The organism is Chroococcidiopsis thermalis PCC 7203, from assembly GCF_000317125.1.
Taxonomy (GTDB): Bacteria; Cyanobacteriota; Cyanobacteriia; order Cyanobacteriales; family Chroococcidiopsidaceae; genus Chroococcidiopsis; species Chroococcidiopsis thermalis.
This window is the reverse complement of record NC_019695.1, coordinates 3517119-3540484: the sequence shown is the minus strand read 5'-3', so window position 1 is coordinate 3540484 and position 23366 is coordinate 3517119. Positions and strand designations below refer to the sequence as shown.

22 protein-coding genes are annotated in these 23366 nt (G+C 43.1%); 11 read left to right on the top strand and 11 right to left on the bottom strand.

Features of this window, described 5'->3' with window-relative positions:
- Positions 1–417: 417 nt before the first annotated feature.
- The 3 genes from CHRO_RS15545 (at position 418) to CHRO_RS15535 (ending at position 3290) form a co-directional block, all read left to right on the top strand.
- Positions 418–1491: a sensor histidine kinase gene (locus tag CHRO_RS15545; RefSeq protein WP_342669338.1), complete on the top strand. Its 1074-nt coding sequence runs from the start codon at positions 418–420 to the stop codon at positions 1489–1491.
- A 2-nt stretch (positions 1492–1493) separates the two neighbouring features.
- Positions 1494–2165: a response regulator transcription factor gene (locus tag CHRO_RS15540; RefSeq protein ID WP_015155182.1), complete on the top strand. Its 672-nt coding sequence runs from the start codon at positions 1494–1496 to the stop codon at positions 2163–2165.
- A 189-nt stretch (positions 2166–2354) separates the two neighbouring features.
- Positions 2355–3290, top strand: coding sequence for a ParA family protein (locus CHRO_RS15535; protein WP_015155181.1), 936 nt, complete (start codon positions 2355–2357; stop codon positions 3288–3290).
- Positions 3291–3323: 33 nt separating this feature from the next.
- On the opposite strand, the gene CHRO_RS15530 is transcribed toward CHRO_RS15535, so the two are convergent.
- Positions 3324–3581, bottom strand: coding sequence for a hypothetical protein (locus CHRO_RS15530; RefSeq protein ID WP_015155180.1), 258 nt, complete (start codon positions 3579–3581; stop codon positions 3324–3326).
- A gap of 307 nt (positions 3582–3888) precedes the next feature.
- On the opposite strand from CHRO_RS15530, the gene bioF reads away from it, so the two are divergent.
- Positions 3889–5073, top strand: a complete 1185-nt coding sequence (gene bioF / locus CHRO_RS15525) for an 8-amino-7-oxononanoate synthase (protein WP_015155179.1) — start codon at positions 3889–3891, stop codon at positions 5071–5073.
- 47 nt (positions 5074–5120) lie between these two features.
- On the opposite strand, the gene CHRO_RS15520 is transcribed toward bioF, so the two are convergent.
- From CHRO_RS15520 to CHRO_RS33390, 3 genes are read right to left on the bottom strand one after another with little or no spacing between them, the layout of a single operon-like run.
- Positions 5121–5576 (bottom strand): GNAT family N-acetyltransferase, encoded by a 456-nt coding sequence (locus tag CHRO_RS15520; protein ID WP_015155178.1) that lies wholly within the window; start codon positions 5574–5576, stop codon positions 5121–5123.
- Positions 5577–5777 carry a hypothetical protein gene (locus CHRO_RS15515; RefSeq protein WP_015155177.1) on the bottom strand — a complete coding sequence of 67 codons (201 nt, stop codon included), beginning with the start codon at positions 5775–5777 and terminating at the stop codon, positions 5577–5579.
- Between the two features lie 48 nt (positions 5778–5825).
- Positions 5826–6005 carry a hypothetical protein gene (locus CHRO_RS33390; RefSeq protein ID WP_219335934.1) on the bottom strand — a complete coding sequence of 60 codons (180 nt, stop codon included), beginning with the start codon at positions 6003–6005 and terminating at the stop codon, positions 5826–5828.
- Between the two features lie 186 nt (positions 6006–6191).
- On the opposite strand from CHRO_RS33390, the gene CHRO_RS15505 reads away from it, so the two are divergent.
- A complete protein-coding gene (locus tag CHRO_RS15505) occupies positions 6192–8348 on the top strand; it encodes a Tex family protein (protein ID WP_015155176.1) in 2157 nt (718 codons plus the stop codon).
- A 248-nt stretch (positions 8349–8596) separates the two neighbouring features.
- Here CHRO_RS15505 and CHRO_RS15500 read toward each other — a convergent pair whose 3' ends face one another.
- Complete coding sequence (locus tag CHRO_RS15500) at positions 8597–9535, bottom strand: exopolyphosphatase-like protein (RefSeq protein ID WP_015155174.1); 939 nt, start codon at positions 9533–9535, stop codon at positions 8597–8599.
- Positions 9536–9764: 229 nt separating this feature from the next.
- Here CHRO_RS15500 and CHRO_RS15495 point away from each other — a divergent pair, with 229 nt between their 5' ends.
- Positions 9765–12227 carry a putative PEP-binding protein gene (locus CHRO_RS15495; protein ID WP_041462496.1) on the top strand — a complete coding sequence of 821 codons (2463 nt, stop codon included), beginning with the start codon at positions 9765–9767 and terminating at the stop codon, positions 12225–12227.
- 122 nt (positions 12228–12349) lie between these two features.
- Here the strand turns inward: CHRO_RS15495 and proS are convergent, their stop codons facing one another.
- On the bottom strand, positions 12350–13840 hold the full coding sequence (gene proS / locus CHRO_RS15490) for a proline--tRNA ligase (protein ID WP_015155172.1): 1491 nt from the start codon (positions 13838–13840) through the stop codon (positions 12350–12352).
- Between the two features lie 144 nt (positions 13841–13984).
- On the opposite strand from proS, the gene CHRO_RS15485 reads away from it, so the two are divergent.
- Together CHRO_RS15485 and CHRO_RS15480 are read left to right on the top strand one after the other, a co-directional pair.
- Positions 13985–14719, top strand: coding sequence for a DNA-3-methyladenine glycosylase family protein (locus CHRO_RS15485; protein ID WP_015155171.1), 735 nt, complete (start codon positions 13985–13987; stop codon positions 14717–14719).
- Positions 14716–16254, top strand: a complete 1539-nt coding sequence (locus CHRO_RS15480) for a cryptochrome/photolyase family protein (protein WP_015155170.1) — start codon at positions 14716–14718, stop codon at positions 16252–16254. Before CHRO_RS15485 ends, CHRO_RS15480 begins: the two co-directional genes overlap by 4 nt.
- Here the strand turns inward: CHRO_RS15480 and CHRO_RS15475 are convergent.
- Together CHRO_RS15475 and CHRO_RS15470 are read right to left on the bottom strand one after the other, a co-directional pair.
- Positions 16238–16420 (bottom strand): type II toxin-antitoxin system HicB family antitoxin, encoded by a 183-nt coding sequence (locus CHRO_RS15475; RefSeq protein WP_015155169.1) that lies wholly within the window; start codon positions 16418–16420, stop codon positions 16238–16240. The two genes, CHRO_RS15480 and CHRO_RS15475, sit on opposite strands and share 17 nt — an antisense overlap.
- Positions 16421–16482: 62 nt before the next feature.
- Positions 16483–16809 carry a hypothetical protein gene (locus CHRO_RS15470; RefSeq protein WP_181824179.1) on the bottom strand — a complete coding sequence of 109 codons (327 nt, stop codon included), beginning with the start codon at positions 16807–16809 and terminating at the stop codon, positions 16483–16485.
- Between the two features lie 46 nt (positions 16810–16855).
- Here CHRO_RS15470 and CHRO_RS15465 point away from each other — a divergent pair, with 46 nt between their 5' ends.
- Together CHRO_RS15465 and CHRO_RS15460 are read left to right on the top strand one after the other, a co-directional pair.
- Entirely contained in the window at positions 16856–17194 is a 339-nt protein-coding gene (locus CHRO_RS15465; protein WP_015155167.1) for a DUF433 domain-containing protein, read from the top strand.
- Positions 17191–17538: a DUF5615 family PIN-like protein gene (locus CHRO_RS15460; RefSeq protein ID WP_015155166.1), complete on the top strand. Its 348-nt coding sequence runs from the start codon at positions 17191–17193 to the stop codon at positions 17536–17538. Before CHRO_RS15465 ends, CHRO_RS15460 begins: the two co-directional genes overlap by 4 nt.
- 19 nt (positions 17539–17557) lie before the next feature.
- Here the strand turns inward: CHRO_RS15460 and CHRO_RS15455 are convergent, their stop codons facing one another.
- Positions 17558–18409 (bottom strand): alpha/beta fold hydrolase, encoded by an 852-nt coding sequence (locus CHRO_RS15455; protein WP_015155165.1) that lies wholly within the window; start codon positions 18407–18409, stop codon positions 17558–17560.
- Between the two features lie 104 nt (positions 18410–18513).
- On the opposite strand from CHRO_RS15455, the gene CHRO_RS15450 reads away from it, so the two are divergent.
- Positions 18514–19194 carry a queuosine precursor transporter gene (locus tag CHRO_RS15450; RefSeq protein WP_015155164.1) on the top strand — a complete coding sequence of 227 codons (681 nt, stop codon included), beginning with the start codon at positions 18514–18516 and terminating at the stop codon, positions 19192–19194.
- Positions 19195–19346: 152 nt separating this feature from the next.
- Here CHRO_RS15450 and CHRO_RS15445 read toward each other — a convergent pair whose 3' ends face one another.
- The gene (locus CHRO_RS15445) at positions 19347–20936 is read right to left on the bottom strand and encodes a nucleoside hydrolase (RefSeq protein WP_015155163.1); all 1590 of its coding nucleotides are present in this window, start codon (positions 20934–20936) and stop codon (positions 19347–19349) included.
- Between the two features lie 277 nt (positions 20937–21213).
- The gene (locus CHRO_RS15440; RefSeq protein ID WP_015155162.1) at positions 21214–23355 is read right to left on the bottom strand and encodes a molybdopterin-containing oxidoreductase family protein; all 2142 of its coding nucleotides are present in this window, start codon (positions 23353–23355) and stop codon (positions 21214–21216) included.
- Between the last annotated feature and the right edge of the window lie 11 nt (positions 23356–23366).

The window sequence follows — 23366 nt, the reverse complement described above, 5'->3', positions numbered from 1 at the left end:
TTATTTACCTTATGCTTGAGATTCTGCTGACTTCATCTTGTAGAGTAGGCTCACCACCTGCTAATATCAAGAGTTTTTTCTGTTCCAAACTATAGCAACATAATTATTTGAGCAGTCTGCTAAATATTTATGACTTGTAATAACTTAGCTGATGTTACTTAAATTCTACAATTGAGTTTAGATATAAGTTTTATATTGCTACTGTTTAGACAATGACAATAAAAATAGCAGCGATCGCATAGAGCAGACTATATATATAATTTATTCTCTTGCTATATCTGTCGGTATAGTTAGAACTAAACACTGACTAAACACTACCTCCAGTAGAAACAAACAGTAAGATATATCGGAGATTGCCTAGATTGTCTCGTTAAAGATGACAAAATAATAATTAAAGAATCGAACGAGGATAAGACCATCGCACTTCACAAAAACTTTAGCTGGAGTTCGCTGTGGCAAGTTATTAGCCTATTTGTAGTAGTGCTGATACTAGAGTTCGTGACTCCTGTAGATTATGTCTTTGGCTATCTTTACACGGGACCAATCCTAATTTCAGCTTCCCGCTTGGGTAGGAAAGCAACATTTTACACTACTCTTGCTGCTGTAGGACTGACAATTTTAAATTTATGGCTGCCTGGAGATGAGATTGCAAAAGCTTCAACGATCGCTAGTCGGATCATTGCCGCGATCGCTCTGATTGTGACAGGAATCTTGGGCGATCGCAACCATCAATACGAAATTGCGATCGCTTCTCAACAAGCTAAATTACAGTCTCAGGAACAGTTAGCTAGAGTGAGAGAAGATTTTGCCTCTACGCTTACCCACGACTTGAAAACTCCGCTACTCGGTGCGATTGAAACTCTCAAGGCTTGGGAACAAGGAAAATTTGGTACGGTTACGCCTACCCATTACAAGATTTTAGAAAAGATGATCCGTTCGCATCAGTCTACATTACAATTGGTGGAAACCTTGCTAGACGTTTATCGCAATGATACGGAAGGATTGCAATTACAACTAGCGCCTGTGGATTTAGTCACAATAGCGCAAGCAGCGATCGCCTCCTTGACAGATCTCGCTGCTTCGCGTCAAGTTTATATTAGTTTGAGGTACGGAGACTCAGATTTTCGTCGTGCCATGTGGGTTCAGGGTGACGCACTGCAATTAGCGCGGGTGTTTACCAATCTCCTCACAAACGGAATTAATCATTCCCGTCGCGGTGGTAAGGTAGAAGTGGTATTTGAATCTCAGGCGGAATATTGTCTTGTCAAAGTTTTGGATAACGGTTTGGGAATTACTGACGCACAATTACCACATCTATTTGAACGATTTTATCAAGGACATAGCGATCGCCAAGCGAAAGGTTCGGGTTTGGGACTCTATTTAACACGGCAAATTATTTCCGCGCATGGCGGTACAATTTGGGCAGAGAATTGTTTGCCTCAAGGCGCGCTTTTCTGTTTTCGCTTACCAGCTTTGTCAGTTTATACATAAGAATGTCTCCTTCCTTACGGTTACTCCTGGTTGAAGATGACGAACTCTTTCGCCTTGGTTTAGAAGTCAAATTGCAACAAGAATCAGGTATAGAAATCGTTGCTGAAGCGGAGGATGGGGAAACAGCCGTAGAAATGGTACAGCGTCACGCCCTCGATGTGGTATTACTCGATGTAGGATTACCTGGAATTGGCGGTGTAGAGGCGTGTCGGCAAATTAAACAGCAAAATCCCCAGTTACCAGTTTTAGTCTTAACTTCTCATTCCCAAAAGTCTTTAATTGCGCGGTTGATTGCCGCAGGGGCGGCGGGTTATTGTTTGAAAGGGATTGCTGCCGAGACTTTGATTTTAGCAATTCGTTCGGTGGCTGCTGGTGCTTCTTGGTGGGATCGCACGGCAACTACAGAAATTCGCACTACATTCGAGCATAACCCAGATACGAGTGAGGCGATCGCAACTCCAGCAGAATCTAACCAACCGCTAACGCAACGAGAACAAGAAATTTTAGCTTTAATTGCGGCGGGTAAGTCTAACCAAGAAATTGCTTCTACCCTATACATTACTCCTGGTACGGTTAGGGTACACGTCCATACCATTATCCAGAAATTAGGAGTACGCGATCGCACCCAGGCGGCAGTGTTGGCAATTCAAAAGAAATGGATTGCAGGTGGGTAGGGGCGGGTTTACCAGCAATCTCTGCTGTTTATCTAGATCTCGGTGAACCCGCCCTTACATTTTCCAAGCCACGACTAGATGACTAAATTTCATAAAGATATTCAAACAATTTTCTCCCATTTATGCAAGTGCAGCTAAGCTATTCGGAGATTCAAACCGACCAAGAGCTGTATAGCGAGGATGTCAAATATGACCTATACGATCGCCACTGCTAATATGAAAGGGGGTGTCGGCAAAACAACTCTCAGCGTTAATCTAGCCACGGCGCTAGCAAAAGAGCATGGTAAGCGAGTCTTGATTTTTGACTTAGATACCCAAATTAGCGCCACTCTCAGCTTGATGGCTCCCACAGAGTTTGCTAACTATAGAAAAAGAAAACGCACCCTCAAGAATTTTATCAACCAAATTATTCAGCCAAACCCACAAGCTAGAATTACCATCCAAGATGCAATTCATCGTTCGGTCTGTAATATTAATAACCTGGACTTATTGCCAGGAGATATTGAGTTATATGACGAATATATGGTAGCAGAAATGCTACATGAAAAAGCTTTTGAAGTCGATCGCTTGGACTTTGAAGTTGTCTGGAATCGGTTTGAGAGAACTTTGCTCAGACAGATTTTGCAGCCAATTATGTCTGACTACGATTGCATTATTTTTGATTGCGCTCCTGGCTACAATCTCATGACTCGTAGCGCCCTTGCTGCCAGCGATTTCTATATTTTACCAGCTAAGCCAGAACCGCTATCGATTGTAGGAATTCAGTTATTAGAAAGACGCATTGCCGAATTGAAAAAAAGCCATGAAGCCGAGGCTGTCATGGGAATTCAACTGATCGGTATCGTGTTTACAATGGCTGGTAATCTATTTACAGGTAGATACCAAAGGCAAGTCGTACAGCGAATCAATCAGGATTTTACCCCTGATAAAATCTTTAATACTCAAATTCCAATGGATGTCAACGTTGCTAAAGCAGTTGATAGTTTTATGCCCGTAGTTTTGAGCAATCCTCACTCTGCTGGAGCCAAAGCTTTTAGTCAGCTAACTCAGGAATTCGTTCAGAAGTTAAACGTAGCTCAAGAGCAAAAAACTCAGCCGATGAATCCTAGTTTTGCCACTATTTAAAATAGTCAGGTGCGTTAATAACGCACCCTCCGACTATCCTTTAGAAATTTTTCCTTCAAGAATCACTCTGTTAGCGATCGCAATTAATGTTTCTGCAACCTCATCGCGACTCATTAAGTTAACTAACCCAATAATTGAACCAGATAAACAGCTATTATCAATAACAACATTTAAGCCTGAGTGTTCGCCAATCAACCGCTGTACTAACTCAGCTTTATCTTCTAGTGGCAAACTTTCTGCAAGAGGCAGAACTTCATCTAATGTACGTTTAATGTTACCGTTTGAAGCCACAACGCACCTTTTGTTTTCTAAGTGAAAATTGAATATGAGATCATCCTAGAATGAGGCTGATTTTTATTTAACCGCAAATTCACTGGTTTATTCTGCACTTGTGCAGCTGTCTCCGCATTCCTACTTAGATGTTACTAGGTATTTGTTGGTATATTCTCAGGTGAGAAGATGCGATCGCCTATTCTAAAAGGTATATCGGTAAGGTTACTGAATTGCTGAGATGAAACACGTAACCTGTAGTAGGGGCGCACACCTGTGCGCCCCTACAAGTATCATGCTGTATAGAATATTTACGTTCTCATCCCCCATGTCAAAAGATCCTTATGCTTGGATAGAACAATCTTTAGCAACCATCCACAAAGCCGATTGGTATCGTGCCGTACAGACAATTGACAGCCGCCCTGGTGCTATTATCCAAATGGAAGGGCGATCGCTGATTAATTTTGCTAGTAACGACTACTTAGGGTTAGCAGGCGATGAAAGACTAATTCAAGCAGCTATAACGGCTACGCAGATATACGGTGCGGGAAGTACGGGTTCTCGTTTACTTAGCGGACATCGAGAATTGCATCGAGAATTGGAACGAGCGGTCGCAATTCTAAAACAAACTGAAGATGCTGTAGTTTTCAGTTCGGGATATTTGGCAAATTTGGGTACAATTGCGGCTTTAGTTGGCAAACGAGATCTAATTCTTTCAGACCAATACAATCATTCTTGCTTAAAAAATGGAGCGATTCTCAGCGGTGCAACAATTATTGAGTATCCCCATAACGATATTTTATTTTTAAAAACCCAGTTAGAACAACGCGATCGCTACCGTCGTTGTTTAATTATGACTGATAGTGTCTTTAGTATGGATGGAGATTTATGCCCGTTACCAGAATTAATAGATTTAGCAGCTCAATTTAACTGTATGCTATTAATTGATGAGGCTCACGCTACCGGAGTTTTTGGTAAAACTGGGGCTGGTTGCGTCGAACATTTCAATCTTACTAGTAGCCCGTTAATTCAAGTTGGCACGCTGAGCAAAGCCTTGGGAAGTTTAGGCGGTTACGTCGCAGGTTCAGCCGCTTTAATTGATTTTCTACGCAACCGTGCGGCTAGTTGGATTTATACCACAGCTCTTTCTCCTGCCGATACTGCGGCTGCGATCGCGGCAATTTCTATTGTACGAGAAGAACCAGAACGCAGACAGCAACTTTGGCAAAATATTAATTATTTAAAACATTTAATGACTCAAGAATTACCGCAATTAAAATTATTACCTTCTGAGTCGCCAATTTTGTGCTTGCAATTAGCAGATGCAGCCACGGCTTTAAAATTTGGTTCAAATTTGAAAGAGTCGGGAATTTTTGCGCCAGCAATTCGTCCCCCTACCGTACCGACAAGTAGAATAAGATTTTCTGTGATGGCGACTCATGAATTGAGTCAGATTGAGCAATTAGTAGAAATTTTGTGTCAGCTTAATTCTCAGGTGCATTTCAAGATATAGTTTTGTGTCGCGCAAAGACGCAAAGACACAAAGAAGAAGATTTTAAATTACAAATCCTTTGTCATAAACACACTGTTTGGATCTTCTTTATATTTAGAAAAAGGCGCACAGTTCTTAAAGCCGTATTTCGCATATAAATTGCGTGCTGGCTCAAAAAAAGGCATCGATCCAGTTTCTAAACTTATACGCCGATAACCTCGTAGCTTCGCTTCGTTCAAGATATGCTGAAGTAGCATTGATGCAACACCTTTCCCTCTATATGAGGTTGTTGTACGCATCGACTTAATTTCAGCATGGCTTGCATCTAATTCTTTCATTGCACCACAGCCTATTAAGCAACTACTATCCCAAATCGTCCAAAATGTAATTTGTGGTTTTCTCAACCCTGCCAAATCTAGAGCATGTTTACTTTCAGGAGGCGAAACGGACTTCATTTCTCTGATATGTTCTTCCAAAAACTCAGCAATTTCAGAGCCAGAAAGATCGTCAATCTTTATTTCCATTTATATTTCCATTTGTCTCCTTTTCTGCTGCTGTCGCGTCCGATAAGCGGATGATGGACTATTGCGAATATCTGCTTCTGCACTTGCGATCGCGCGATCGAGTAACTCATTCAACTCGTCAAACTGACGACAAACTTCCTTTAACTTCTCAACAGATCGCTTTCTGGTTTCTGGATCGGGTATTCTAGGTTGGTTACTCATGGCAAATTCCAGTTCCTTTTGACATCCATAATACTTGCTGCTGCTGAATCAACGTAGGCTTGTGTCTGCTCTATCGATTGCTCCAGTAAATAAATTTAGCGTAGCAGAACTAGCTACTGGTTGAGCCTCTGCCACTCTTAACAAAAGAGTGTAGAGTCGAGTGTAAGCAGATGTCGATCTCTCCCTAATACTTTGGAGTTCTTCTAGTTCTGGTCTTGTTTCCTCCACTTCTCCAAACCGCTCAAAGATGGCTGCATCTGTAGCTGTAGCTTCGTCGATGCGTTCTAGCAGTCATCGTTGCAAGCTAAAGATAGTAGAAAATGTTTCATCGGGTAATTTCGCCACTTCGCTCACCGTTGCACTTTTGAATCATATGGCATATTACCTTTAAGAGAGACTGCATAAACTGACTCGATGGTAAACATTCCCCAACTACTAGCTCAAGAACTAAATCTCAAACCCTTCCAGGTGCAAAGCGCACTCGAACTGATGGCGGAGGGTGCAACAATTCCATTTATCGCTCGTTACCGCAAAGAACGCACGGGGGAGATGAACGAAACCCAACTGCGGGAACTAGCTGAGAGACACGCCTACCTCACAGAACTAGAAGAAAGAAAAGCAGCGATTTTAAGCGCGATCGCCTCTCTTGGTAAACTGACAGAGGAACTACAGGCAAAAATCACCGCCTGCTTGCAGAAAACTGAATTAGAAGATTTATACCTTCCCTATCGCCCCAAACGCCGCACCCGCGCTACGGCGGCGCGAGAAAAGGGATTAGAACCACTCGCCGAGTGGATTAAATCTCTCAATGTCAAAAACGCCCCTATCGTACCTTTAGAATCAGAAGCAGTAAAATATATTTCTGAGGAAAAGGGAGTTAAGTCAAAGGAGGAAGCGCTTAAAGGTGCAGCTGATATCTTGGCAGAGGAAATTGCTGAAAAAGCCGAATTACGCGCTTACATCCGCGAATATCTACTCAACGAAGGGGTGTTTGTCTCGCGCGTCAAGGACGATTACCCCGAAGGTACGACAAAATTTGAAATGTACCGCAACTATCAAATTCGAGTTGAAGATATCGCACCGCACAATCTACTCGCGCTATATCGTGGTGAAGCCGAAGGAATCTTGGATTTCGATCTCAGTTTTGATGAAGGGGTGGTATTGTCCTATCTAGAATCGCAGGAAATTCGCACGAAGAACCCCAGTTTGAGGAAATTCTACCACGATTTACTCAAAGATGGATGGACGCGATTGATGAAAGAGTCATTAATTAGTGCCGTCCGTAATGAGAAAAAAAGCTTTGCCGATGTTGAATCAATTAAAACTTTTGAGGCAAATTTACGCGATTTATTGTTATCCAGTCCAGCCGGAATGCGTCCGACACTGGCGATCGATCCTGGATTTAGGACGGGATGTAAGGTAGCCGTACTATCGCAAACAGGGCAATTTTTGGCATATCAAGCAATTTTTCCCCACCAATCAGCAGCAGCGCGATCGCAAGCAGCACAAACTGTTAAGCAATTGTTGGAAAAATACCGCGTTGAGTTAATTGCGATCGGTAACGGTACGGCAGGACGAGAGACGGATGAATTTATTTCAGAAGTCTTGCAGACGGTGGAACGCAAACCAATTAAAGTGATGGTCAATGAATCGGGCGCATCGATCTATTCTGCCAGTCAAGTTGCGATCGCGGAATTTCCCGAACTTGATATTACCGTGCGCGGTGCAATTAGTATTGGCAGACGCTTGCAAGATCCGCTAGCAGAATTAGTTAAAATCGATCCCAAATCAATTGGTGTGGGACAATATCAGCATGATGTAGACCAAAAACTTTTGAAGCAAAAGCTAGAGGAAACCGTAGAAAGTTGCGTGAACTACGTAGGCGTAGACCTTAATACTGCTTCTCAGGAGTTACTGGGTTATGTATCTGGAATTACGACAACAATTGCCAATAACATTGTTGCCTATCGGAATGAAAACGGTGTATTTAAAAACCGTCGTCAGTTACTCAAGGTAGCCAAATTAGGACCAAAAGCCTTCGAGCAAGCTGCCGGATTTTTACGGATTCGAGGTGGAGAAAATCCTTTAGATAATACAGCCGTTCACCCGGAAAGTTATAAAATTGTGGAGGCGATCGCTAACGACTTAAACGTATCATTAACTCAAATTTCTCAAGTTGCATCTAAGCTCAAAGGAACGAATCTGAAAAAATACGTGACTGAAACTGTAGGCGAACCAACATTAAGAGACATTATCGGCGAATTAGAAAAACCCGGCAGAGATCCTAGAGCTGAATTTAAATATGCTACATTTCGAGAGGATATCAAAGAAATCTCCGATCTCAAATCGGGCATGGAATTAGAAGGAATCGTCACTAACGTAGCCAACTTTGGCGCGTTTGTAGATATTGGCGTACACCAAGATGGTTTAGTTCATATTTCTCAACTAGCCGATCGCTTTGTGGACGATCCGAAAAAGTTTGTCAAGGTTGGACAAATTGTCAAAGTGCGTGTATTAGAAATTGACGTGCAGAGAAAACGAATTGGGTTGTCAATGAAGTTAAATAAATAAAACGTAGGGGCGGGTTTACCAACAATCTTTATCTTCTCACGAGGAGATCGATAAACCCGCCCTACCAAGACCCAGTAATTCCCACATATTGTATTAAATTTGCGATCGCAGCAACATTTATCAAAATGCGTCAACTTTTACAGATCTGCTGGGGTGAGTTTATCAATAAACTGCAAGTATTTCAAGTATTTTTGGTGAACCCACCCCTACACGAATATGATATTCAAACCAATAAAATCAAATTTAAATTACTCGTTCGCCTTAATTTGGCTAATGATTTCCCTTAATGTTTCATCCACTACTTCATGCGCGACTTGACAAGTTCCAGCGTTGGCATGACCACCACCACCATACTTTAACATCAACTCGCCAATATTAACTTGAGAACTGCGATCGAAAATCGATTTGCCAACTGCAAACACTGTATTTTGTTGCTTCAAACCCCACATGACATGAATTGAGACAGTACACTCAGGATATAAAGCGTAAACCATAAACCGATTCCCCGCGTAAATTGTCTCTTCTTGCCTCAGATCTAATACAACTGTTTTGTCACGAACAGTCGCACACTTTTTAATTTGTGCTTGAAATTTAGCTTCGTGTTCGCGATAAACATCGACCCTTTCTTTCACGTCAGGAAGATTTAAAATCTCGTCAATCGTGCTGTCTTTACAAGCATCGATCGAATTCATCATCAAATCGTAATTAGAAATTCTAAAATCTCTAAATCTACCTAACCCCGTTCTCGCATCCATCAAAAAATTCAGCAGTACCCAGCCTTGAGGTCGTAAAACTTCCTCTAAAGTAAATTGAGCCGCGTCCGCTCGATCAACTGCTGTCATCATCTCTTGGGAAATATGAGGGAATTTTTCCGCTCCACCAAAATAATCGTAAACAACTCTGGCAGCAGATGGAGCGTTAGGATCGATGATATGAGTGGAGGAGCGATCGCGATTTCTCAGCGTTTCGCTAAAATGATGGTCGAAGGCTAAATACGCACCTTCAACATAAGGTAAATTTGTAGTAATATCATGATTAGTAATTTCAATTTTGCCATCTTGCATATCTTTCGGATGGACGAACTTAATCTCATTGATTAAATTTAAACTTTTTAGTAAAACAGCACAGACGAGACCGTCAAAATCGCTTCTCGTAACTAATCGATACTGTTGGGCTTTTAGTAACATAGTAATCTTGACCTCTTGAGTAAGCGTTCAAAGGGATTTGCATAGACAGCACGCTTATTGGTTTCTAGCTATGCTCGATCTAGTTTTCCCAGGAATTTGCTTAAATAAACAAATAAGAAGGGAGTCGGGAGTCGGGGGAAGAATTCACGCATTCACGCATTCAAAATTATCTAGCCACCAGCCACTAGTCACTAGCCACTCTTTACTGATAACTGACGAGAGAAAATTCTTGAACACACTCTACTTACTGGAGCAAATTTCAGCCGCAGAACGCCTACAGATAGGAGAAAAGGCATTCCATCTCGGTCGGATTGCGACAAACGGTTATCCAGTAGTACCTAGTTGTGTCGTTCCCGCTCAAACTCTGTGGAAATTTCTCGCGCAGTTAAATTCGTCCGATCCATTAATTGCCGATCTGCCAGAATCTTCATTGAGAATAAATGTTGATGATAGTCATCAACTCCAGAAAGTTGCCCAACGCCTACAGCAAGAAATTCTTGCCGCACCCTTACCAGAAGAGTACTGGCGATCGCTGCTAGAAGCGACGCAATCGTGGCAAGCATCGGCATTAATTTTTCGCCCTTCTTTAATTCTGAAAACTACGGCAATCCAAAATCTCAATTTCTCTGGACTGCTAGAAGCTCAAATATGTTGTCCAGAACCGGAAGCGATCGCCCTAGCTTTGAAGCAAACTTGGAGCCAGTTATTTCGCGCTAGAAGTCTTTTGTATTGGCAGCGCCACAGGATTGAATGGCGAGACATTCATCTAGCAGTCTTGGTACAACCCCTACAAAATGCGATCGCCTCGGGAATTTTAACGTGTAACCCCTCTGAGATTGAGATTAGCGCTACTTGGGGTTTAGGGATAGCGATCGCCCGTGGGGAAGTTTCACCCGATCTCTACTTCGTTTCCACCGCAACGAATCAAGTGCGTTCGCGGCAGTTGGGTAATAAAATATTGGCTTATGGAGTCGGCAATATTCCCTTCATTTCAGATTTAACTCTTTGTACGACTTCTCTTTTACCCTCATCTGTCACCCCTTGCTTGCAAACATACTTGTTGAGCGAAGCACAACAGCAGCAGTATGCTCTCAGCGATGAGTCTCTCCAACAACTGATTCAACTCACGCAACAACTAAAAACAGATTTGGGCGCAGCATTCTATTTAGAGTGGACGTTGGCTCAAACAGGGATCGACGCAGAACCGCAACTCTACCTGACCCACGTGAATACCTATAGAGTTCGGGAGCCAGCAGCCAACAGCCAACAGCCAAAAGAAGATTCGGAATTCCGAATACCTCCTCGCTTAAGCAAGCTACGGAATTCGGAATTTATCTCAGGCATCGCAGCAGCAAGGGGAGAGGTCATTGCTCCAGCATACGTGATCGCAAAAAGCGAACCGCGACCTGTAACTATACCAGCAGGATCGATTTTAGTCGCTCCAGCGATCGCCCCTGACTGGCTACCCCTATTGCAACAAGCAGCGGGAATCATCACTGAGCAAGGAGGATTGACTTCTCACAGCGCCATCCTGGCTAGAGAATTAGGTATTCCGGCTGTTGTGAGTGTTGCGCGCGCCACAGGATCGATCCGAACAGGAGAATTATTGGAATTGAATGGCGATCGCGGTGAAGTGTGGAGAAGAGGCGACAAGGGAGACAAGGGGGACAAGGGAGAAGTCAAAAGTCAAAATTCAAAAGTCAAAATTTCCCGACTCCCGACTCCCGACTCCCAACTCCCGACTATAGCCACTCAACTCATGCTCAATTTGAGTCAGCCGAGTTTAATTGCTCAGGTTAAGGATTTACCCGTCGATGGCGTGGGGTTGTTGCGATCGGAACTGATGATGTTGAACGTGTTAGAGGGACAGCACCCGAGAGTGTGGTTGCAACAGGGACGACAGGCAGAATTATTAGATTTATGGACAGCACAAATTAGTCAATTCGTCAATGCTTTTGCTCCCAGACCCGTATTCTATCGCTCTTTAGATTGGCGATCGCCAGAATTTCAGTCTTTGAATCTGGATGGTGTGGATGCTGCTGCTGGTAACAGCCGTAATTCCATCCTGGGACAGCGCGGGACGTTGAGTTATCTCAAAGATCCGAAAGTTTTTGACTTGGAACTAGCTGCTTTAGCCGCCGTGCAGCAGTCCGGTCAAACAAATCTTCACCTCATGTTACCGTTTGTCCGCAGTGTCGAAGAGTTTAGTTTCTGCCGTCAGCGCGTCGAGCAAGCAGGACTAACTCAAGTTGCGCAATTTCAACTGTGGATCGTGGCAGAAGTGCCTTCAGTGCTATTTCTACTACCCCAATACGTCAAAGCAGGAGTTCAAGGAGTCTCCATTGGCACGAACGACTTGACTCAATTGTTGCTGGGAGTAGACCGCGATCGCGGCGAGTTAGCCGCTAATTTAAACGAACGCCACCCAGCAGTCCTGCAAGCGATCGCCCAAATTATCCAAATGGCGCAGCAAGCTAATATTTCCTGCTCGATCTGCGGTCAGGCTCCCGTCCTATATCCAGAAATTATCGACTCTTTGATCCAATCGGGCATTACCTCTATTTCCGTCGAACCGAATGCCGTCGAACAGACTTATAGGGCGATCGCCCGTGCCGAGCAAAGATTGCTCCTGGCTGCTGCCCGTAAGATTGGAGCAGAGGGGCAGAGGAGCAGAGGGGCACGGGGGAATTAACTATTCACCACGCACTACTTCTCTTTCCCAATTTTCTGATACCTGTACGGGCGGGTTCACCCGAAATATTTGTGAGTTACAAAGTTGCTCGGTCAACCCGCCCCTACCATACCTGGCTCCCGCTAGTACGCTCTAGCAAAAATGACTCGCCGATCTGTTTGCCTACCCGTATAAAAACATTTCCCCGTACCTTGTTGTAAGTCGAAAGGAATGCAGCGTCCGGTTGCTTTGGTTTCTTCTTTGATTTTCTCTTCGTCGTCAGAATTACCATCAAAGTAAGCAACATAAAAACCTGCTTTTTCTTCGATCTGTTGCTGAAATTCAGCGTAGGTTTCGACAAAGTGCAAATTCTGTTGCTGAAATTCTTGCGCCCGTTTGAATAAGCTAATTTGGATATCCTCTAATAAAGTTTTGATTTGCGATTCCAAATCAGTTTGAGCCACATTAATTTTTTCACCAGTATCGCGACGAACTAACACAGCAGTACCATTTGCTAAGTCTCTCGGACCCATTTCTAAACGCAACGGAATGCCTTTTAATTCCCAATCGTTAAACTTGAACCCTGGACTTAAATTATCCCGCGTATCGACTTTAAATGAAAACGCTTTTGTGGCTTTAAACTGCTCTTGTAGTTCGGTAAATCGAGCTAATACTTGCTCTTTTTCCGCGTCCTTACGATAAATCGGCACGCCAATCACCTGTAGAGGAGCAATGCGCGGCGGACAAACAAAACCGCGATCGTCGGAGTGAACCATAATGAGAGTACCGATCATTCTAGTTGTAATGCCCCAACTCGTTGCAAATGGATACTCTTGTGTTCCTTCAGCAGACAAATATTTCACGTCAAAGGCTTTAGAAAAAGTCGTGCCTAAATTGTGGCTCGTACCGACTTGAATGGCGCGTTTATCTTGCGTCATTGTTTCGATTGTATAAGTATGTACTGCCCCAGGAAACTTTTCATTTTCTGTCTTGCGTCCGGCAAATACTGGAATAGCTAAATACTGCTCGACAAAAGTTTTGTAAATTTCTAACATTTGCCTTGCTTCAGCTTCAGCTTCATCAGCAGTTGCATGAGCTGTATGTCCTTCTTGCCAAAGAAATTCGGTTGTGCGTAAGAAAGGTCTAGTTCTCAACTCCCAGCGACAAATATTTGCCCATTGATTCAACAGAATTGGTAAATCTCGATAGCTTTGAATCCAATTACGATATGCTGACCAAATAATAGTTTCGCTAGTCGGTCTGACAACGAGTGGTTCGGATAGTTCAGCGTCGGGATCGACGGTAATTTCTCCCGATTCAGTCAGTTGTAGCCGATGGTGAGTCACAACAGCGCATTCTTTGGCAAAGCCAGAAACGTGTTCGGCTTCTTTAGAGAAGTAGCTGACGGGAATAAATACCGGAAAGTAAGCATTCGTGTGTCCGGTGTCTTTAAACATTCCGTCCAGGGTTTGCTGCATTTTCTCCCAAATCGCAAATCCTTCCGGTCGAATAATCATGCAACCGCGAATCCCAGAGTCTTCGGCTAGCTTAGCTCTGTCTACAATGTCTAGATACCAGCGGGAGTAGTCTTCATCGCGTCTGGTGATTTTGAGTGCATCAGCTTTCTCTGCCATTAACGTTCCCTTGTGCCTTGACGATCTCAGATTTAGTCTAAAGCATTAGCTGCCACTGTTAAGGATGTCATTTAGGTTGGATGCGCGATCGCAAAACCCTGGCAAGAAATACAATGTTAAGATGGCAAGCTCTGAGGGTCAAGAATGGATTATTCAGTTGCGATCGCGGCACTTACAAAATCCGATCCTATCCTTGCTACTCTGATTCACCAAGTTGGTACTTGTCGCCTCGATCGAGTCCAGCAAACGGGAGATTTATTTTTCTCCCTCTCCAAAGCCATTATCCACCAACAACTTTCAACTAAATCTGCAACTGCGATTCACCAGCGATTTTTGAAAATTTCTCCCGCACAACTTCCCTCCGCCTTAGATATCCTCAACACTCCAGATGAAGTTTTGCGGGGAGTGGGTATTTCTCGTCCCAAAATTGTTTACTTGAAAGACTTGGCAGCCAAGGTGACAAATGGATTGCCTACCATCGCCGAGTTGGAATTAATGGACGACGAAACAATCGTTCAGACGCTTACCCAGGTTAAAGGAATTGGACGTTGGACGGTGCAGATGTTATTAATTTTTCGATTGCATCGATGGGATGTGTTACCTATAGATGACTTAGGTATTCGAGCTGGCGTGCGCAAAGTCTACAATTTGGCAGAGCTACCCCACCGTAAAACTGTAGAACAATTGGGACAGCAATGGAAACCTTATTGTACGATCGCATCCTGGTATCTTTGGCGTAGCCTGGAACAGTTATCAGCGAACAGTGACCAGTCAGGGGACAAGGAAGACAAGGGGGACAAGGAAGACAAGGGAGAAAAAAACAACAGTCAACTACCAATTAGTACTCCTCACTACCCACAAATGACAAATGACAAATGACAGATGACAAAATTATAGGTATTTGGATTTTAGGCGATCAACTTTGGATGGGACAATCAGCACTACAAAGTTGTGTCGATAAAAAACACCATCAAGTTATTTTTATTGAATCTTTGCGCCATGCTCAAGAATTACCCTACCACTTACAAAAATTGGTATTAGTATGGTCGGCGATGCGCCATTTTGCCGAGGAGTTAAAACAAGCAGGATGGAATGTTACTTACAAGCAAGCTGAAGATTTTCAAACTCCTCTAATAGAGTGGATTCAACAAAATCAGATTGCAGAATTACGGGTAATGACACCGAGCGATCGCCCTTTTGCTAAATTAATAGAAAGCTTAAATCTCCCTTGTCAAATTCAATTTACACCCAATAATCGTTTCATTTGGGGTGATGCAGAATTTATCCAGTGGGCGAGTTCTCGCAAGCGCCTGATTATGGAAGATTTCTATCGAGAAGGTAGAAAGCGGTTTGATATTCTTATGGTAGGCGATTTACCCGCAGGCGGACGTTGGAATTTTGACAAAGACAACCGCCAGCCACCTAAAGGTAAACTAAAATTACCGGAAGCTTTATGGTTTGAATGCGATCGCATTACTCAAGACGTGATTGATTTTGTCATACAGTCACCTGCATTTAAAGATAGTCAAAAGTACTGGCAAATCCAACCTTTTCGCTGGGGAGTTACCCGTCAACAAGCATTACAAGTTCTTGACTTTTTCATTCAAACTCGCTTGTCTAATTTTGGACCCTACCAAGATGCAATGGTAACGGGAGAACAGACAATGTGGCACGCGATGCTGTCTCCTTACCTCAATTTGGGGTTAATTCATCCTTTAGAAGTCGTGCAAGCCGCAGAAAAAGCATATTACGAAAATCAGGGTGAGTGGGAACTCAATAGTATCGAGGGATTTATTCGTCAAATTTTGGGTTGGCGCGAATATATGCACGGCATTTATATCTATATGGGTGAAGATTATCCCACAAAAAATTGGTTTAATCACGCTCAACCCTTACCTGAGTTTTATTGGACTGGAAATACGCAAATGAATTGTTTGTACCAGATTCTCAAGCAGGTAAAAGAAATTGGCTATGCTCACCACATTCAGCGGTTGATGATCTTAAATAACTTTGCCTTAATTGCAGGGATTTCACCGCAAGAATTAGAAGATTGGTTTCACGCCGCATTTATTGATGCTTATGATTGGGTAATGCAAACAAATGTCATTGGCATGGGACAGTTTGCTGATGGGGGAATGATGGCATCGAAGCCTTATGCAGCGTCGGCAAATTATGTCAATAAAATGAGCGATTATTGTAAGAATTGTTATTATAACCCTCGCGATCGCACGGGTGAAAAAGCTTGTCCTTTCAACTTCTTCTACTGGGATTTTCTCGCCCGTCATTACGATAGTTTAAAAAACAATCACCGTATGAGTCAAATGTTGCGAAATTTAGAAAGAATGTCAGGGGAAGAATTGGGAAAAATTCGCGATCGGGCTTCAGAGTGGCATAAAATTAATTCGTTGACGTAGTAGAGTGGCTTTCATTGGCAACCTCAAGCCAACCTTCAATAGCATCTTTCAAGTTAGTCATTACTTCTTCCATTGTTTCTCCTTCAGTAATGCAACCAGGAAGTGCAGGAACCTCTGCCCAGTAGCCTCTCTCTTCTGCTGAGTGAATTATTGCTTTAATTTTCATATACTTAGCTAGTTATTTTTGTATCAGCATATAGTACAGCCTATGTTATTCTTGATTGTATATTAATTTTCTAGCTTTAATTTCTTGAGTTTTTTATAATCGCGCTCCCAAGATTTTTGTTGTTCCATAGTTTCTTCTGGCAATGGATCTTTAAACATGGTCTCACAATAAAGTACTAATTCTTCTACAACTCCTTTTACTCCAAAAGCCTGGATATAAGCTTGCAATGCATAGTTGAAAAATATGTCGCTTAATTCATCTTCATTGAGACTTTGAAAATATTTATCAATAGGAAGGGGATGATTCATATAATAAATTTTGGCTCTACTTGTCAAAACTAATTTTATTAAGCAGTTAGTGACCGTTTCTAGTAAAAATTGTGTTAACATAAACAGTAAGATTACCTCAATCAACATAGTAATAGTAAAAATTGTTATGGTGTTAACAATCGTAGCTGAAACTGCTCCACTAGATACTAATGCTGATGGCGTGGTTCGAGTAGGAAAGACTCGCGTAACTCTCGATACTGTGGTTGCTGTTTTCAAACAAGGAGTAACGGCAGAAGAAATTGTTTATCGTTTTCCATCGCTCAAATTAGCTGATGTGTATGCAACGATTGGATTTTATCTCAACCATCAGCAAGAAGTTGAAGCGTATCTCCGGCAACGGCAGAAACAATCGCAAGAGATTCGCAAAGTCAATGAATCGAGGTTTGATTCGCAAGGATTACGTGACAGATTGCTTGCCCGTAGAGTAGAGCGTTCTTCAAAATGAAGTTTTTAGCTGATGAAAACTTCGACAACACAATTATCAGGGGTTTAATTCGCCGTAACTCCAACATTGATATCATTCGCGTTCAAGATGTAGGTTTATCGGGTAAAGATGACCCAACTATATTGGCATGGGCAGCACGAGAAAACCGAATATTACTTACTCATGATGTTGCTACAATTACGCGCTATGCCTATGAAAGAGTGGTAGCAAGTCAGCCGATGCCAGGAGTTATAGAAATTAGTTTAGATGCAGCAGTTGGTAAAGTTATAGAAGATATTATCTTGCTGCTAGAGTGTAGTTCTGAGAGTGAATTAGAAGGGCAAATTCAGTATCTTCCTCTGTAATTAAGGGATAAGTCAAGTATTAATTTTTATACTCACTAGCCAAAAACTCCAATACCAAATTATTAAACTTCTCTGGATATTCTAAATGAGGATGATGTCCGCAGCGATCGAAAATGTGGAGATGAGCGTTAGGTATAGTTTTAGCTGCAATATGCGCGTGAGCTACTGGTATAATTCTGTCTTGTTTGCCCCAAATTACTAAAGTTGGTACGGTAATGGTAGCAAGTTGACTGAGAATTGGACGAAACACTTGCGATCGCACTCCTAACAAGTGAAAATTCGTCTTAACCATCGCCATCAGTGCGGGTTTTCTTCCAGGTAAAGCAAAGATGGGATATCGCAGTTCCACCCACTCAGAAGGAATGCTTTGCGGGTTGAAAAAATTATTTTTTAACATCGGCGCTAGCAGGCGGCGTGACGGACGCAGTAACCTAATCAGCAAGGGTAAAGTTGTTAGGCGGATACCTAAAGCGATTTCCTTACCAAATCCCATGCTATCTACCAACACCAACTTATTCACCCGTTGGGGAAATAGCAAAGCCAGTTGTAAAGCCGCACCACCACCCATAGAATTGCCTATTAAAGTCGCAGATTCAATCCCAAGGGTATCCATAAAATCTTTGATAAACTGAGCCTGGTATGTAAGTGAATAGGAAGCTTGAGGCTTATCCGAACGTCCAGAACCCACCATATCGAGTGCGTAGACGCAGTGAGATTTTGCTAGAGTACCAATGTTATACAACCAAAACTCTACCGAACCTTGACCCCCATGTAACAAAATAACGGGATTTCCACTTCCCATCATCCAATAACGAGTATTAATAGAATCAACTTTAACGTATCGATCTACTGGTACTTGCGTCTGATTCATAATTCAAAAGTCAAAAGTCAAAAGTCAGAAGTCAAAACTGAGGAGATAGGATTCATAACGATTCCCCTACTCCCGACTCTCACTCTCCCACTCCCTCATTCTAAATGTCTAAATCTTACAAACATCTAGACGCGATCGCGACTTTATTTGTGACTGTTTTACTCATCTCAAATATTACCTCGACTAAAATCGTTAGCTTAGGATGGTTTACCTTTGATGGCGGAACGCTAATTTTTCCACTCAGTTATATTTTTGGCGATATCTTAACTGAAGTATACGGATACTCTCGTTCTAGAAAGGTTATTTGGTTGGGGTTTTTCTGTGCTTTTTTAATGGCTGTAACTTTTAGTCTTGTTGGCGCGTTACCTCCAGCAGCAGATTGGAAATATCAAGAGGCGTATCATCAAATTTTAGGCTCTACTCCGAGAATTGTCGCTGCAAGTTTAATAGCTTACTGGGTAGGAGAGTTTTCTAATTCTTTTATTTTAGCAAAATTGAAGATCTTAACTCGCGGTAAGTGGCTGTGGACTCGCACGATTGGCTCAACTTTAGTAGGGCAAGTTTTGGATACGGCAATATTTATTTTGATTGCTTTTTTTGGAATTGTTCCCAATAGTGTAATATGGGCGCTGATTGTATCTAATTATTTATTTAAATGTGGAATTGAGATTTTATTTACACCTATGACTTATATGGTTACTAATTGGTTAAAGCGTCAAGAGCAAGAAGATTACTACGATACCAATACGAATTTTAATCCGTTTCGTTTTTCCAAAACAAGTTAGTGTAAGAATATCTGGAGTTCCGCGCTTGAAGTTTTAGATCTCGCTTCTCCCTAGTTCCCTCCTTGAGAAGGGGGGAACAAAGCCCCCTAGAAAAGAGTTTTAGGGAATCGAGTTCGTAACTTCTAAGAGTAAAAAGTTAGAATAATTTACGATCAATTGCTAGTACAAACCAAACCAAAGACAAAATCTTGAATCGTCGTCTTAAAATCAGGATCGCCAGCAGCAGGCTTCACCGACAAACTCAACCTTACGGGATTTTTGACTCTTCCCAAAGCAAAAAGATTGCCAATATCTCGCCGAAAAAGTTCTGCCTCTGGTAATTGTCCCGTTACCGTACTCGGATCTCCATTCGTCAATGTTGTTATTTCTAAATCGGCGAAATCTTCAAAATTTAGAAAATCATTCCATAGACTAGCTACAGTTAAAGTATCCCAGAAAAATAGTGTATCAAAAACGAAAACACCAGGAGCGGGCGAATTAGCAAATTGAACATTTTTGATATATTGTGCGGGGGCAGTATTACACTGAGAAGGATTATCTTGAATGCGTTGGGCAAACCCTTGCAAGCGGGCGAAATTTGTAGCATTTAACGGGACGACATCCGCCGGAATTCCTGAATTGAGAACTTTATCTACCGCAGGCGCATCAATCCAAAAATTGACTTCGGCATTATTCAGGGAATTGAAAGCTTTTTTGTGTTCTCCAGTTTGAATATTCTCAAAATTCGTTCCTGGAAATGGTAAATGGTGCGAACCAAAAACATGTTCTCCATCTTGATAGTAAATGTTACCTTCCGTCCAAACTGGAAATGGTTCGTTTAAACGATAGTTACCATTAACATCAAAATTATCGGCTTTATTTTCATCCAAAACACCACCCATGTGAATAGTAGAAATAACAGAACTCAAATCGGCAAGTTTGATTTTCTTAGGACAGCCGTACTTGCGAGGATTTTTTTCTATGTAAGAATAGGCTCTTGCTAAGTTAGTTACGGGTCCAACAGTAGCGATTGTCAGTGGATCGTCTTTTTTGTATGCTTCACAGATAGAAGTTGCTAAATAATTAGCCGCTTTCTTTTTCGGATCGATCAGATCTACTTCTCGTAGTTGAAATTGCTCTAAAGCTGCTTGAGCTTGCGGCAGAATATACCTTAAAGTTTCATCGCGAAACGTTCGATTAAACTCGTTCCAGCAGACAAAATCGCGGGGAGACGACACGAATTCTTGATGGAATAGACAAGGTTCTAAAGCTGGTTTACCTGCAAATGGCAACTGTACCCGTACTGGAGTAAATTCAGTTCCAGGGACGGGTTGACCAAAATCGTCAGCCTCGTTCGGTACGTCAATAGTTGTCGCACTTTCATCACAACCAGAATATATTTTTGCATCGCGATATTGAGCGATCGCTAAAACTTTTTGTGTCAGTCCGTCAATCGATCCTGCTTCAGGACTAAAATCGCCTAGCAGCTCTCGTTTTAATTCTGGATAACCTTCAGAATTATTACAATAAGATTCTCCGTGTGCCATCGTGGTGATTCCAATCAGTTTGACTGGCGGAGATTTCTGTTGCGAAGCAAGGGCTAGAGTTAAGATGGCATAATAATCTTCAAACGCGCCATCGTGATCGAAGATAACTCGAATTGGACGATCGCTAGCTATGGCAGAATTTGGCAAGCAAAAAGTAGCGGCAATAGCTGCGATCGCTAATCCAGAAACGAGTTTTTTCAGTTGACAATTTAACATAATTCACTTGTCTGCAAATGGAGACAAGTTAGCACGAGCAAAGATTGTTCTTGGTATCGAATTTTACTCCTACTATTGCGATCGGACTACGCCATAGAAGATCCCCCCAACCCCCCTTACAAAGGGGGGCTTTGTTCTCTGGCTGTGAAGGGGGGCTTTGTTCTCTGGCTGTGAAGCAGGGCTTTGTTCCCCCCTTTTTAAGGGGGGCTAGGGGGGATCTGCGAAGAATTGAACTCAAGCGCCCGAAATGCATTAAAATCAAATCCTTTGCACCTGACTAGAGTGCATTCACCTCAACTAAAGCATCGCCAACAGCGGCGGCGTGACCCATATCTGCAAACGCAGACGAGGTAGCAGCATTGATGGTATTATTGGCAAGGCTGAGTTTACGCCAATATCCCAAAGGTGCGATCGCCACCCCAGAGCGAGTCATATCGCTGACAATTGCAGGCACTTGGAAAGAACCGCGATCGTTAAATACCTTCACCACTTGACCGTCAGCTATACCCCGCTTAGCTGCATCGTCGGGATGAATAATCACTCTCGGTTCGCCTTGAAGTTTGGCGTGCTTGGGTAAATTGGCAAAACAGGAATTGATGAATTGGTGTGGTTTCGCCGAGAGGAGATTCAACGGATACCGCTTTGCGAGTTCGGGGTTGCTTGCTGCTGATTCCCGTTGTGGCGTGTAGGTAGGTAGAGGATCGATTGGTTCTCCTGGTTGATATTCCTCATATCCCTGACGAAATGCTGGCAAGACGAAGTTACTATCTACTTTTGCGGTAGCCAGAAACTCGCATTTCCCTGACGGTGTGGGAAAATTACCCTCAGCATGGGGAACGAGATCGACTTTCAACTTGCCATACCCTTGCTGTTGCAGCGACTCCATACTCATATCCTGCATGACCGGAGCTGACCAGTCGAGGACTTCCATCGCCAGTTGTTCGTCAGTCAATTTGAAGCATTCTTCCTCAAAACCCATCCGCGCCGCCAAACGGCGGAATAATTCGGTATTGGGGACGGCTTCACCCAAAGGTGCGATCGCGGGTTGGTTTAATGTTACATAGGTATGACCCCAAGAAAACATCAAATCTAAATTTTCAACTTGAGTCGTTGCAGGCAGGAGAATATCAGCGTAGTCGGCAGTATCAGTCATAAAATGTTCGCTGACTACTGTAAATAAATCTTCCCGCGCCAAACCAGCGACAATCTTGTCTTGCTCTGCCGATTGCGTCACGGGGTTGCAGTTGTAAACAAATAGCGCCTTAATTGGGGGTTCGAGACTCAGTTCACCCGTTAGCGCCGCACCTAACTGCCACAAGTTAATTAATCGCGTCCCAGGCTGAATAAATTCAGGGCGATGCACGACTTCCCAACGGATGGGGAAGGGCCACATCGGAGCTTGCAGCAATCCGCCGCCCAAATGTCGCCACGCACCGACTAGGGCAGGCAAACAGCAAATAGCTCGGACACCCTGACCACCACCTGTTTGTTTTTCTAGCGCCACTCCCAAGCGGATTACTGATGGCTGGCTAGATGCATATTCCCTTGCTAGTGTCAAGATATCTGACACGGGGACACCCGTTATTTGGGCAACTTTCTCTGGTGGATACTGGGCAACTCGTTCTTTCAGTTCTGCGTAGCCGAGAGTATACTTTTCTACATACTCGGCATCGATCAGATTTTCGCTAATAATAACGTGCATCATTCCCAAAGCCAACGCCCCATCCGTACCTGGACGCAAGGGGATATGCCAGTCAGACTGATTTGCAGTACGAGTTCGCACGGGGTCAATTGAGACTAATTTCGCCCCGTTTTTACGTGCCTCTTGGATAAATGACCATAAATGCACGTTAGTGCTGAGAGCGTTACAGCCCCAAAGAATAATGTATTTAGAGTGCTTGAATGTATCGGGGTCAGTACCGTGAGTTAGTCCGCAAGTCATCATGTAAGCGGTACTGGTGCAGGAAGCGCAGAAGGTACGTTCGCTAATAGTTGCACCCAAGCGATTGAAGAAAGCATCACCCACAGTTAAGCCATTCAGCAAACCTTCATGTCCGAGATAGCTACAGGGCATAATTGCCTCAGCCCCATATTCGTCAATAATTTGCCCAAAGCGGCTGGCAATCTCATCTAAAGCATCATCCCAAGAAATGCGCTCGAACTGTTTGCTACCCTTCGCACCCACGCGCCGCATCGGATAGAGAATGCGATCGCTACTGTAAACTCGATCTAGATAATCGCTCACTTTGCCGCAGAGCGTACCACGGGTAAAGGGATGGTCTGGGTTTCCTTCTACCTTAGTAGCGCGACCGTTTTCCACTGTCACCAACATCGCGCAAGTATCGGGGCAGTCGTGGGGACAAGCACCAAATACGACTGATTTTTCCTTGGCTGACTTCTCACTGGCAGTACTGACCATAGATCTATCTC